General features: G+C 41.2%; 6 protein-coding genes. 4 read left to right on the forward strand and 2 right to left on the reverse strand.

Features of this window, described 5'->3' with window-relative positions; genetic code table 11:
* The first annotated feature begins 156 nt into the window (after positions 1-156).
* Positions 157-1,059 carry a serine hydrolase gene (locus GUA46_RS00470; RefSeq protein ID WP_108245371.1) on the forward strand — a complete coding sequence of 301 codons (903 nt, stop codon included), beginning with the start codon at positions 157-159 and terminating at the stop codon, positions 1,057-1,059.
* An 88-nt stretch (positions 1,060-1,147) separates the two neighbouring features.
* Positions 1,148-3,883 (forward strand): Npt1/Npt2 family nucleotide transporter, encoded by a 2,736-nt coding sequence (locus tag GUA46_RS00475; protein WP_176618855.1) that lies wholly within the window; start codon positions 1,148-1,150, stop codon positions 3,881-3,883.
* Here GUA46_RS00475 and GUA46_RS00480 read toward each other — a convergent pair.
* Together GUA46_RS00480 and GUA46_RS00485 are read right to left on the reverse strand one after the other, a co-directional pair.
* The gene (locus tag GUA46_RS00480) at positions 3,870-5,132 is read right to left on the reverse strand and encodes a serine hydrolase (protein WP_176618856.1); all 1,263 of its coding nucleotides are present in this window, start codon (positions 5,130-5,132) and stop codon (positions 3,870-3,872) included. The genes GUA46_RS00475 and GUA46_RS00480 overlap by 14 nt on opposite strands.
* The gene (locus GUA46_RS00485) at positions 5,133-8,042 is read right to left on the reverse strand and encodes a PEP/pyruvate-binding domain-containing protein (protein WP_176618857.1); all 2,910 of its coding nucleotides are present in this window, start codon (positions 8,040-8,042) and stop codon (positions 5,133-5,135) included.
* 333 nt (positions 8,043-8,375) lie between these two features.
* On the opposite strand from GUA46_RS00485, the gene GUA46_RS00490 reads away from it, so the two are divergent.
* The gene (locus GUA46_RS00490; protein WP_176618858.1) at positions 8,376-10,040 is read left to right on the forward strand and encodes an RluA family pseudouridine synthase; all 1,665 of its coding nucleotides are present in this window, start codon (positions 8,376-8,378) and stop codon (positions 10,038-10,040) included.
* 465 nt (positions 10,041-10,505) lie between these two features.
* Positions 10,506-15,023 carry a two-component regulator propeller domain-containing protein gene (locus GUA46_RS00495; protein WP_176618859.1) on the forward strand — a complete coding sequence of 1,506 codons (4,518 nt, stop codon included), beginning with the start codon at positions 10,506-10,508 and terminating at the stop codon, positions 15,021-15,023.
* Positions 15,024-15,045: the final 22 nt, after the last annotated feature.

Raw genomic sequence — 15,045 nt, forward strand, 5'->3', positions numbered from 1 at the left:
GTATTAATCCATATGAATTTTAACATGTTGAATTTCCAACACAGCTCATACACCCTATAAATGCTCAATTTAGCATTTTAACTAATTTTTATTATTTAACACATTGTGTGTCTTAAGATTATATAATTTTGACTAATTTTTAAATATGCGTTTTAAATGAAAATCACCTATTTCGCATTTTTATTTTTTCCCGTTTGCTTTTCCATCTTTGGGCAGCAAACTCTACCAATAAAAGTGGGGAGCGAAAAAGTAAAACCGTTGACCAAGTTGATAGACACCTCGTTACAAGCAAATCTAGAAGACGAGATTTTGGGCAATGAGGCGTGGGCCAGCTTGATAGGTCAAAAAAAGATGGCAATTGGCATCGTGGATCTTAGCAACCCCGAACGTGTTAGATTTGCAAGGATCAACGGCAATCACATGATGTATGCTGCAAGCCTACCAAAGATTGCCATTCTACTTGCCGCAATGGACGCTATAGAAAAGAGTGAGATCATTGAAACTTCCGAAGTCAAAAAGGACATGAGATTAATGATCAGCAAATCGGACAATGCAGCATCTACCAGAATGATTGACCGTTTGGGGTATGCCAAGATAGAATCCGTAATGACCGACCCAAAGTATGCTTTCTACGATGAAGGCAACGGAGGCGGGCTCTGGGTAGGCAAAAGATATGGTGGCGGTGGAGACACCAATAGGGAACCTCTAAAACAACTCAGCCATGCCGCATCCGTTACACAGGTGTGCCGTTTTTATTATTTACTTGCCAATGGTAAACTGGTAAATGAAAAGCGCTCCAAACAAATGCTCAACATCATGGAGAACCCGGAACTTCACCACAAATTCGTGAATACCTTGGAGGTGATTGCGCCTTCCGCACGTCTTTTTAGGAAATCAGGCTCTTGGAAAACCTATCATTCCGATTCCATTCTGGTATGGGGCAAAGAGTCCAATCGAAGATACATCTTGGTCGCACTGATCGATGACCCTAATGGCGAACAGATTATTCGAAATTTGGTAAAGCCCATCGAAAAAGTATTGAAAAAACCCGAAATTTAATCATTGGAAAGTCACATCGCCAATGATATTTGAGCTAACAAAGAAGTTTTTTGACATACGAAAGGGAGAATTCAAAATCTCCCTTTTTATGTTTTGCTACATCTTTCTGATCATTTCCGTATTACTGATTATAAAACCGACAATCAATGCGCTTTTTCTTTCAGAACTTGGTGCGGAAAAATTATCCGTGGCCTATATTCTGGTCGCTTTCACCGCGGTCCTAAGTTCTTTTTTCTATACACGGGTGCTGACCAAATTTGAGCTAAACCACATTATAAAAACCACATTGCTCACTTCCATAAGTGTACTTGTGGCATTGGCCATTCTTTTAAAAATGGGACTAATGAATCCCTATTTGTTGTTCTTTTTTTATATCTGGTCGGCTATATATGCCGTGCTTTCCGCATCCCAATTTTGGGTATTGGCCAATCTAGTGTATAATGTAAGGGATGCCAAAAGGCTGTTTGGATTTATAGGTTCTGGAGCCATATTGGGCGGTATATTTGGAGGCTACATTACCTCCATTTTGGCACCTTTTGTAGGGAACGATGCCATGATTCTCATCGCCGCAATCATGCTTATGGGTTGTTTTCCCGTTTTACGGGTAATCTGGAAACTTCGGGTAAATAAGCTAGATGATTTCAAAAAAAAGAAGCGAATCTCTATTACAGATGGCCATCCGTACAAACTGATCAAAAAATCACGCCATTTAACCTACATGGCACTCTCGGTGGCCATAGGCGTGTTGGTGGCCAAGTTGGTGGACTATCAGTTCAGTGATTTTGCCGCAAAATCCTTTGAAGATCCTGAGGAACTTACTTCCTTTTTGGCCTTTTGGTTTTCCACGTTCAACCTACTGTCATTGGGAATTCAATTATTTATTACGCATCGCATTGTAGGAATCTGGGGCGTTGGATTTTCGTTGTTGCTCCTACCTTTAGGCATTCTTTTCGGCTCTATCTTTTTTTTGATATTGCCCGAACTGTCCGCAATCGTCGTCATCAAGGCCATGGATGGAATTTTAAAACAATCCATAAACAAAAGTGCATCCGAATTATTGGTGCTCCCTTTACCTTTTGAACTAAAAAACCGTACCAAATCTTTTATAGATGTGGTTGTTGACAGCATAGCCACTGGAATTGCCGGTCTATTGCTCATTTTTTTCGTGAGCGCCCTAGACCTCGGAACCACTAGCATTACCCTATTGATCATAGTTTTAGTGCTCGTATGGATATTTTTTATCGGTGTGTTACGCAAGGAATATTATGCCACTTTTAAAAAGAACCTTGAAAATGTTTCGCCAAGTGCCTCAGCATCATCCAATGCAAAAGTGAAGCCGATTTCCGCTGTGGAAGGAATGAAAAACGTTTTTTACAGCGGTACCGACGAACAAATTCTTTTTATGCTCAACAAATTGATGGAAATCAATGACAAGAGATTTACAGATGATGTTATCAGATTGCTTGACCATCCCTCACTTAAGGTAAAAGCAGCCGCCATGCGGAATCTGTATTTTTTGAACAGCTCCAGCATGATTACCAACATCAACGAACTATTAGAGCATAATGATGAAGAATTGACCTTGGCAACCTTTGAATACTTGTTATTGCACGCCGAACAAAATGAAGAATACATTTTCGACAAATTTCTAGAAGCGGACAGCCAATTAATAAAAGATACCGCACTGTATTGTTTGGCCTTGGAAAGTACGGGCAACCAGACCCTAAAAAACAAATATGAACTTTCAGCCAGATTGGAAAAACGATTGTCCCAAAAAGACATCGCACTAAATCCACTCGTATTAAAGACCATTGGCGCTTCGGGTTATCCTCAATTCTATCCGGTGATAACAGATTATCTCGATAGTATGGATAATCATTTTAGGGAGGCCGCAATTAAAGCGGCCGGATTGAGCATGCGGCCATTGTTCATTAACAAATTACTGCAATTGCTCACTCATAAAAACATGCGTCCGTTTGTCATAGAGGCCTTTCACAATTACGGTCCAGGCATCCTTCCTATCTTAGTTTCAAATGTAAAGAACCGTTCAGTAAACCTCGACGTTTGCAGACTTGTACCATTGGTCATAAAAACCTTTATGTCCAAGGAGGCTGTACATTCATTATTCCAACTTTTTGATGATGTGGACCTAAGTGTACGATTGTCCGTGGTACGAGCACTGAGCGATATCAGAAAAGAGCGCCCTACGCTTCGTTTCAACCGATTCAAGATAGTTGCTAAGATTTTTGAAGAATGTACGCTGTACCACCAAACGTTATCGGCAATGCACACGCAGATCATTATTTCGTACAGAAATCGAAAAAAATCCGGAGGACTCATCAATATGGAAGAAAAAGATGCGAGGGCATCCTTATTGGAGCTATTGGAACGTAGACTTGATTCAGGGCTGGAACGCATATTCAAATTACTTGGGCTTAAATATGTGCAGGAAGATGTTCATAATGCCTATTTGGGCCTTTTGAGTCCCAAGGAAGAATCGCGAATCAAAGCGATAGAATTTTTGGACAATCTGCTTACCGGGAACCTTAAACAAAGGTTATTGCCCATAATAGAGGAGGCCACTATGGATTTTTCGTCTGAAGAGGCAATACAAAAAATCAAACACACCATCCCCAGCGAAATCGAATGTTTTGAGCAGCTATTGCAAATCCCTGATGTAAGATTAAAATTGGCCGTAATCTATCTGATGGGCAAACAACAGGACAATCGTTTTGTTCCACTATTGGAGAACTTGGCTACCGATGACAACCCAAAAATTAAGGATTTTGCTCAAAATGCCCTCAAGGAAATCAACCTTTCCTAACAATCTTATCAATGGCGGATGCCAAATACATATGATCGGATGCCGAATTTTTTCGGAGTACATTGGTCATTAATACCACCATATATCTACAATTATCGGGGTGTTCCACTATAATTACAGAATTCATAAAGTTCTGAACATTCCCCATATATTTTCCGCATTCCTCGCCCTTGCTCCTATCGCATTTATATAGACTTCCCGATTTAAAATAGACCGCTGCTTCTTTTAAAGCTGGTGACTGCGCATACCGTATTCGTCTATCCGTCATGTACATTAACCGCTTCATTTCAAGGCTACTTTCCTCATCTACCACCTTACCTTGCTCCAACTGTACCAAAAACTTCATCAAACCATAAGGAGTGCCGATACTTCCGCCTTTATCTCCTACGTAGGTATTGGCTCCTGAGGTGAAAAAGCTGCCCAAGCGCCATTCATCGGAAGTTATTCCCAAATCCCGAAGCGGTAGATTTACCACATCGTTGGCCAAGTCAGTCAGTTCTTTCTTAGGAGTTTCCTTAAAATAAGCCATCGCCTCTTCATCCGTGAGCTCAGGATATTTTTTGCCGAAGGCGGCCATCAACAATGCTTCCCGCCATACAATACTGGCTGCCCCATTGTTGCTCACGGAGAGCATATGGTCGGCCCATTCATACAGACTGAATACATCACTGGCAACGACTTGGCGTTTTACCAATGTATTTTTTTCCACATTAAAAACGGGAACGGTGTGTTCATCGGTAAGCCCCCAAACCCCGGCTTTCACCACTTTATCTTTTAGTAATTGTGTACGCAGTTCAAAAGAATCGGGATAGATTTTGGCCAACTGTTCAAAAAGTGCAGTAAGTACGGCCAATTTGCCCACGCTCCCAGGCTGATAACCCAATGTTTTGTTACGTTCGGCATATCGGACGCTATCGGGGTCGGAAATATCCAAAATGGCCAAAGAATAGCTTTTGTCGAGACCTCGGAACAGGGCACCTATATCTTTCTGAAATGATTCGTCCACTTCAAAAAAACTTCCAACGCTATCTTCCTTTCTGGATAAGAGATTGAGCTTGATGTCCTCCCAAGATTTCATGGCACCCTCGGGCAATGGAGAAGATTCCTTCAACTCACCGTTTTTGACCATTTGAAGTCTTTTGAGGCGTTTGATTCCAGTACGCTCGTATCCATCGATAGGATATTCCACAAACTCGCTGAATCCGAGTCCTATCAAACCTAAAAATACTATAACAACTATCTTTTTCATTTACAATTTTTTAGAAAGTGAAATACGTTTTTCAAGGTCAATCTTTGGAGTGATGGATTCCAAATACGTTGACCCCAAAGCCTTCTTGTTCTCAACGAACGGACGAATCTGGAACAACCATAATTTGTTGTCCTTAAAACCAAGCTCCACATCATAAGCACCCTCGTAATCCGAGTTGGTTTCTTTGGGAACACGTTCCCGAATGGTACGTGCCAAATCTCGGATTTCTTTGATGTTCCTTTCCTTGAGCACTCGTTCTTGAAAGGTTGCACTCTTCTTTTCGGTACCGCCCGTTACAGGAAGTACGTTGTAAAAAGGTTCCCTTGCCGGTGCCAACAAGGTATAGGCTCCACTGTCCTTGATAAGATATTGCTCTGCCGACTGACCATCCACAGCGCCACCGGCTCCTCTGCTGAAAGCTACGGTAAGGTCTTTATCCGTTCCTGAACTTATTCCCTTGGTAATCAAAACGCCCGAATAATCTACGTCTACGCTCGGGATTACCAAAATGGAAGGGTACACATTTTCGGGATTCAACAAATATTTTTGGCGCCATTTAAAACTCCTTTCCGTGTAGGGCGATGCCCAAACATCTTTTATACCCTCCAAAATTTTGGTTTTGTCCACCGAATTGAAAATGGTAAGGTTAAGACCTGCACCTGTAAATTCCTTAAGATCTTCCATGTTGGTATCGCTACGTAGAAATACAGGAACTTTACCAAGGTCACCTCCCAATACCTCTTTGAACCCATTTTCCAATTGATCTACAAAACTGTCGAGCAACTCCATTTTTTTTATGGCCGAGCGCAGGGTCTCCAATTGTCTCAACTGATAATTTTCTACTTCATTTTCAGAAATTCCCGAATCCAACATACGGTTCGCCTCTTGGAACATATCGGTCAAAAATTCCCAATACGAACCCTCTTGGCCGGACATTTTTTGGTCCATATGGGTTCTAAAAATCCCAAAGGGAATCACCAATCCCTCAACAACCTTATCGGGAAACATTTTTTTGAGCTGTCCAAGGTTGGCCGCTTTGGGCCCGCACAATTTTCCGGAATCATCGGCATCAACGGTTCGCATGTTAAGCACATTATTCTCGTCCAAACGGATTTGTCCTACAGGCACCTCTATACGTTCTTCCCTTCTTTCCTTAATCTCAAAAAGAGCCAGCTCTTCTTGCGACATTTGGTTCTCAGGCTTAATGATGACGTTCCCTTTATTGGATACGGCATAGAAAACCCTGGTACCGTCATATTTTTTTAAGGCCTGTAAATTTTCATCGGATAGGGCCGCATTCGGAATCCCAAGGTTTCGCGCCAATAATTGTACGTGCGAGACCATGTTGCCCTCGGCCACCGTGGCAATGCCCGCCACGGGTTTTAAATCTGAGGGTGGACGCTGGAACACATAGATTTTATCGGAAGAAACCTCAATATCGTCAGAACTGCCTCCCACGACCACAAGTTCCCCAAAAGCATAACCCGGGTTAAGTCCACGAATAGTGCTTTGGTTCTGCACATCCATCACTTTGTTCGCCAATTGCGATTCCTTTGATATTAAATTGCCCAATTCGCCAACGCTCTGCCCTAAATGAAGCGAGACCGAACCACGGATTTTGTCATCTATAAATCCGGCTGCGAGGGGTTCAAAAGCTACATATTGCTTAACGGTGGCTTCATAGTTCGCCTTTGTCATAGCGGCGCTCCATTCCACAGCGGCTCTTGCCCTGTTCAAAACTTCGGTAAGTTCTCCTAGGGAGCGTTCTTGCATATCGTATTTGGTGAGTTCGCTTGCCAATTGGCTCCATTCCCATTGTTCTAGGTAGCCCGATCCCGTAACCGCCATTCCCAAGTAGCATATTTTATGCAATAGCTCTTTCAAATTTTCAGGCTGATATTCCGGTGAACTTTTGAATACAATCTCTTCCAATTTCAAAGAAACATCCAGCAGTTGAAGTCTTGCGAGTGGTCTTTCTTCCTCGATGAGCCCTTCACGTATATCGTACAAAAGCTGAGACGCTTGTTCAACCAACTGCTTTGGTGAATTTAAACTTGACGCACTTGCCGCAAAACTACTGATGGAATTACCAAGCGGTGTTCCTATGGCCAAAGGTGCTATTTTGGGCAATCTTGAAATATCGACGGGCTTATGAAATTCTTTCATGGTGGCAACCAGTCCATCGAGCTTTTGAGCGATGTCCGCTGTCAATTTTGAAGCCTGCGCCTGTTTGAACTTAATTACTTTCTGGATATCAGATTCTTCTGGCTGACTGTGGATTTTGGTCCTTAGGTCCATAAAAGGAAGGTACAAGTCGGATATCACTTTTGATTCGCTCCTCATTTTTTGAGCAACGTTGTCGTCCCCGTTATGTGGAATATCCTTTAAGGATTGACGCACCAAAAAGTATTCATCTCTCAACACCTCATCCTTGGCCAAAAGCCATTTATAAAATTCGATTCCCCAAGCTTGTTCGTCCTCGGACTGTATTGCACCTCGATAGAACTGGCCTTTTTGATTGATCCAACCATTATCCACGCTCTTTAAATATTTATCGAGTTGGTATTGCTTGAGCCGGGAATGATTGTTCTGAGCGTCCCAAAAAGGTTCCAACTCGGTGTATGCCAAGATTTGACCGAGGAATATATGGTTGGTTTTGCCCAAGGCTACCACTTCATCCTTATAACGGGCATGTTGTACGCCAGGGCCAATGTTATCGGGACATGGATCTTTGGGAGCTCGGATACTTCCATCTGTGCAGAACCAACGGATGTCCTTGTACGGACCCCGGATATCATTTTTATACTTTTTGATGAGTACTGTTATATCATTAGGCTCCAATTTTTGAGCTTTAACGATACATGGCAATGCCATTAAACAATAAAATAGTGTAAGGGTAAAACGCTTCATAGCAAATACGTTTAACAATGATTTCCAGAAGTAAAGCAACTTTTGGAATATTGTCTTTTCTAGTAAATATATTCAAATAACATCAAAATTTATTACTTGCGCTTTCCAATTTTGGACTATTGGAATAAATGAACAAGCGTCAATATTTATTCATTAATTTTTATTGAATTATAAGAATTATAGAACCACATTTGAAGAGAAAAAGTAATCTGGTCAAAAGTGAACCTTCACTTTTAAATCCTTGAACAGTTGAATCTACAGAAGAACTGTAAATTTGCAAGGATAATCAAGTTTTGAATGGACTGACAATCAAACTTAGATAATAAAAAATTATTGGCAACCAACTCACCTTTAAAGGAATACAAAATAGTTTATTTAAAAACAAATGATCAGGACAAGATACCTGATTCATTCGAATATCCTCATTTCTATACCCCTATTGCCATAGCCCAACAAGCGGCGGAGGACCTTCAAAATAGATTGGGAAGAGAGTTGCCCGGCTTGGTTAATCAACCAAAGGGTCGCATGCTCGGTGTTCTTGTAGTGCAAACCAAGGACAGTAAACTTGGTTATCTTAGTGCTTATTCGGGCGAGTTGCAGCCTGAGCTGGAAACGCTAGCTTTTGTGCCTCCTGTTCATCCATTGCCAAAAGGAGAAGATTTTCAAGAAATGGCCACCATCAACGCCATAGGTAAAGAAATAAAACAGTTTGAAGAAAGTAAGGCTTTCATCCAATCCAAAGAGCAATTAAAACGAATCACCGAAGAGACCAAGGAAAATATACTGGAAGCAAAAAAACGCGCAAAAAAGGCCAAATCCGAACGTAACCAACTTAGAAAGGAGGCCGCTCACCTTCCACAGAAAAAACGTGAAGAACTACTGGCCGATTTAACCGAGCAAGGTACTCGGGACGGAATGAACCTAAGACGCTTTACCCGCTCGGAAAATTTACGGTTGGAAAAAGCGATTGCAGAAACCAGGGCATTTGAAGAACAATTGGACGCGCTGAAGACACTTCAAAAAAACAAGTCCAATGAACTGTTGGAGGCCATTTTTAGATCGTTCGTTTTTTTGAACAGCCAGCAAGAAGGAAAAGACTTAAAGACAGTTTTTACTGAATTTGGAATAGAAGTTCCTCCCGGTGGAGCAGGAGAATGCGCCGCCCCCAAACTTTTCCAATATGCGTTTATGCACGGTTTGAAACCTGTGGGCTTGGCTGAATTTTGGTGGGGAAAATCACCCAATTCACAAATTAGGGAACATGGCAAATTCTATCCTGCCTGCAAAGGAAAATGCCAGCCCATTTTAGCACACATGCTTAAAGGAATCCCTGTAAAACCTAATCCCTTGCTAGAGAATTTTGGAGCTGATAAGCTACTGGAAACATTGTTCGAGGATGAGCATCTATTAATTGTAAATAAACCTGCCGGATTGTTGTCAGTTCCAGGAAGACACATAAAAGATTCTGTTCAAACCCGCATCCTACAACAATATCCCAAGGCTACTGGACCAATAATTGTACATCGACTGGATCAAGATACTTCTGGAATAATGCTTGTTGCCCTCAATAAAGAAGCGCACAAACGCCTACAACAACAATTTTTGGAGCGTACCGTTCGTAAAACTTATTTGGCGATTCTTGAAAAGCCCATTGAAGAAACCAAAGGGGTTATAGAACTGCCTCTTGTCTTGGACATCAATAACAGGCCCATGCAAATGGTAGATTTTGATTATGGCAAGCCTGCAATCACACATTATGAGGTAATAGAAAAAACAACAACTCGGACTTTGATCCAATTGAAACCGATTACGGGGCGTTCACATCAATTACGGGTACATTGCGCCCATAAATTGGGCCTATATGCACCAATTGTAGGAGATAATTTATATGGTACTCCATTGGAACGACTTTGTCTGCATGCCCAAAAAATAGCGTTTGCCCATCCCATTACCAACGAACCGATGAAGATTAAAACGGAAAGGCCATTTTCTGTTTGATGGGACAACAATTCAGGATTTTTGAAGTCAAAAAGTAGCCTCGGCAAGAATAGAACTTTTCTTTCGGACCCCCTGTTCTATTAGGGTTTCCACTGTTTAATTTCAAAATGTTGACGATTTGTGAACTATTGCGACCGATTTGTCTCTCATCATTTCAAATATACCTAAACAATTGCAAAATAATCATCTTAAATAAAACTGATTAATATGATATGCATGTTGAAAATAAGATAATACTGTCCTAAAATTTACTTGGGATTATTTAACCATTGAGATGATTCTATTCTACTACACCCCTTGATTAGTAGATAACGACTTATAAAAATTAAATATTTACGCCTTTACAATATGAATAGGCCACTTACCTACTCTAGATTTATCAAAACGAGCATGTTAGAGCTAAAATGGGCTTGAGAATCAAGAAAAGGGTTATCTTGTAAAAACAAACCTCAACCATTAACGGTATTGCAAAAAAAAAGTAGCCATAACGGCCTTGTCTTTTTATACCCGTGCACCATACTGGTCCTATTATTGTGCCTTGGAAAGTCTTCATTGGGTCAAGCTCAAGGTTCACCCAAAGCTCACAATCGATTTTCGTTTAACAACCTTACAGTCAATGACGGCCTTTCCCAGAACAGTGTAGTGGGCATCGCTCAAGACACCACCGGATATCTTTGGTTTGCCACACAGGATGGGTTGAACAAATACGATGGAAGAGAATTTAACATCTATAAAGAACAGTTTGAAGATGTTACCAGACCCACTTACAGTAAACTTGGCAAGGTATTCATTGACTCCGATAACACATTATGGGTCATTACCAATCCCGGGACCTTAAAACTCTATGATAGAAAAAAGGGGGAATTTCAAAGAATAAAGTCCATAGATAGTGCCAGTGTTGTGTACGAAGATTCGCGAAGGAACATCTATGTTGGCACTTATAAAAAGGGGCTCTTTCGAATCAAAGCCAATGAGAAGGACACTATCCAGGTCCTGGGCGGTCAAGATAAGTCACTGGAGATATACGATTTAATCGAATGGGGCGACCATCTTTGGATAGCGGCATCGGGAGGAATCTATAAGTTGATCAATGATAAACAGGCCTTGGACACTATCTACCGATCATCTGGCACAAATTTTAGTGCTTTTACCGCAAATGGAGAAAATATGTATGCGGGCTCTTATCAAAAAGGACTTTTTATAAAATCGGCATCATCAGAAACCTTTGCTCAATTCAAGGGGTTTGGAAATAAAAGATTCCCAACGGATTTGGTCATACAAGACCTTTTGTTGGACAAATATGGCCGGTTATGGGTTGCAACGTACGGACAAGGTTTGTACATCATTGATTTCTCCACCAAGAGCTTTAGGCATTTTTTGGCCGATAGAAACAACCCCGATGCCATTCATTATGATGACATTTTATTTCTATTCGAGGATTTCACAGGAACTATTTGGCTAGGTACGGACGGAGCCGGGGTCAGCTATTATGATGAGTACTTGGCCAAGTTCAATATTCTCACCAACAAAAATGTGCCCAAAGAGGCCCATGTGGATGTCATAAGGGCCATTGCCAAGGATGGCCGAAGCCTTTGGCTGGGAACCTCGGGCAAAGGGTTGACCAAAATTAATTTGGATACCCAGCAGGCCTTCACCATCAAAATCGGGGAATCCAATTTGATCGGGGACAGGATCATGTCCCTATATCACGATGGCAATACCTTATGGATCGGACATCAAGAGCATGGTCTTCAAAAAATGTTGGGCAACGATCAAATTGAAACCATTGAAGAATTACGAAACCATACGATTTGGAAGATTTATGGAGCTTCCAATAATCAACTATGGCTGTGCACAAGAAACAAGGGGCTCATCTTATTCGATAAGAAAAATGGTATTGTAGCCCAATTCAATTCAGAAAACTCCAATTTGACCACGGACAATATTAGAACCATTGAACATTTCAAAGACAATATTTTTTGGGTGGGGACTGAACAGAGCGGCCTCTTTTCCCTTAACATGGATACCCGAAGGATAGTAAAAATTGACTCAATCGCCGATGATATAAAATCCTTGCTCCATAAAAATGATAGACTTTGGATAGGTACAAATGGAAATGGACTGAAGTCCTATGAACCATCCACAGGAGAGATTCTACATTTTACGGTTAAAACTGGATTGCCCAACAATGTTGTCTATGGCATCCTACCTGACGAACAAGGGAACCTTTGGTTGAGCTCCAATCGAGGTATCTCCAGGTTCTCATATCATAATGGGAAACATGCCGTGGAAAATTATGGAAACTACGACGGTCTACAATCCTACGAATTCAATACCGGGGCCTATTTCAAAGATGAAGATGGAACGCTTTACTTTGGTGGTTTGGAAGGTCTCAATTGGTTTCGGCCGGAACAATTGCAGACCAATCCCTTCAAACCCAAAACCGTGATCACCAATGTAAAGGTTTTTAACGATACCCGGAATCTTTCGGAAAACGTTCCTTTAAAGCATACCCAGAACACCATTACATTCGCGTTCTCATCCTTGCAATTCTCTCAACCCAGCCTAAATCAATATAAATACAGATTAATAGGCAATGATGAAAATTGGATCAATGCAGGCAACAACAATACGGCCCGATATACAAATTTGTCTCCCGGCGAGTATACCTTTCAGGTACTCTCCAGCAATTATGACGGCATTTGGGGCGATGTTCCGGCTACCTATGGTTTTGAAATAAATCAGCCTTGGCATTTTACAAATATGGCTGCTGCGGTATTTACCACCTTTACCTTTCAAGGGGCTTTTACGGCCATCGGCATATTTATGGTTTTAATTTTCTTAAGGTTAAGAAAAAGGGATTATATATTGTACGGCAGTTACATTTTAATCTTTTCCGCCTATTTTTTTATGCGGGTAGATCTTGAGCTCCAGTTAGGCTTGTTTTTTAAAGATCTTGATTCCTATCATTATTTTTTGACCCCTCTTCTTTTTTTGGTCACTGGACTCTTCATATTATTTGTTGATTCATTTGCTGAAATAAAAAAACATAATGCCAAGTTTTCTAAAGAAATAAAGCTTTTCGCAGCAATAACACTTCTATTCTCAGTACTCTCTTTTCTGTACCTGGTCATCACCCAAAACTTGACCTTGGTAAAACATCATTTGAACATTATATTGCTCCCCCTACATGTTTACTCCATTTATGCGGTCGTCCGGGCATTTATTGTGGTAAAATCACCCCTGAGATATTATATTTTGTTGGGAAATTTTTTCCTTGTGGGTTTTACCGTTCTGGGGGTGTACTATGGGTCTCAGAACGATTTATCTGCTGGAGTCGAAGCAAACAACGTATTTGGGTTCTACAGTTTCAATATTTCACAATTGGGGGTATTTTTAGAGCTACTTGTGTTTTCCATGGGTCTAGGACACAAATTTTACCTTGTGGAAATCGAAAAAAACAAGTTTCAAAAGCTCGACGAGCTAAAAACCAAACTCTACACGGATATTTCCCACGAAATACGGACCCCGCTCACCCTTATTTCGGGACCAATAGAGCATCAATTGGACAGAGCAGGACTTTCCAATGACGATAAAAAGGAACTATCCCTTATCAAAAACAACACCCAAAGACTTTTGGGCCTTGTAAATCAAATGTTGGATTTATCCATGATAGATTCCGGTCAATTCAAGCCCAATGTTGCCAAAGGCGACCTAAAAGGATTGTTGATCCAATTGATCGAGGCATTTTCTTATGTTGCCAAGGACAAAAGCATGGATATACAGCACAACATTAAAAAACTGGGCAACGCATGGTTTGATGCGGACGTTGTGGAAAAAATTATTTCCAACCTGTTGTCCAATGCCATAAAGTACGCCCCTAAGAACAGTACCATAATGGTAACTGCCGAAGAAGAACAGCAAAACCTTGTGTTTTCCATTCTAAATTCCACCGATGGATTAAAAATAGAGGACCTAAGCAAACTGTTTAAACGTTTTCATCAAAATAGTGAAAAATCCGAAGGTGTTGGCGTAGGACTGGCTCTTGTACGGGAACTTGTATCCTTATCAAAAGGAAGCATTATCGCGCACAATATTGGAGAGGGCAAAATCCAGTTCACGCTCACCTTGCCTATAGGCCAACCTGTAAAGATACCCCAAAGCACCCCGGAACCTTCCTCCTATGGCAAATTGATTCCTACAGAAGGGACAATATCGGGCAAAAGTAAAAAGCCGACCTTACTCATTGTGGAGGACGACAACGACATCCTTTCCTATGTGGTTTCCATTTTTAAACATGAATATATCATCCTCAAGGCCCCAAACGGAAAGAAAGGTATAGAAGTGGTCCAAGAAGAACTTCCCGATTTGATCATAAGCGATATTATGATGCCCATTTGTAGTGGGATTGAGCTTTGCCATACCATTAAGGAGAACGAAACCTCCAGCCATATCCCTATTATATTGCTCACTGCCAAGGCCGATCAAGAAAGTCAATTATCAGGATTGGAAACAGGTGCCGATGCCTATGTAACCAAACCGTTCAGCCCACAAATATTAAAAGTAAGGGTAGAAAAACTCTTGGAAAATCGAAGTCGTCTACAAGAACATTACTCCAAAACATTTAAGGTCGACCCAGGGCTCGTCCCCACAAAAACGGAGCAAGAATTTTTACAACGGTTGCAGAGGGTATTGGACAAACACATTACCTCCACAGAGTTTACAAGTGAGAAATTTGCCAAGCTTATGCTCATGAGCCGTTCCCAATTGCACAAAAAATTACATGCGGTCACTGGAATGTCCACAACGGAGTTCGTGCGCACACAGCGCATCAATCTGGCCAAGGAACTACTTTGCCATTCCGACGCTACTATCTCTGAAATTGCATACCAAGTTGGATTTAACACTCCCTCCTATTTCAACAAGGTCTTCAAGGAAATTGTGGGTTGCACCCCTAACGAATATCTCTCCAAACAGGTATAAAACAAGGTTTTTTTACAGTCGG

It is taken from the genome of Flagellimonas chongwuensis (assembly GCF_013376415.1).
Classification (GTDB): Bacteria; Bacteroidota; Bacteroidia; order Flavobacteriales; family Flavobacteriaceae; genus Flagellimonas; species Flagellimonas chongwuensis.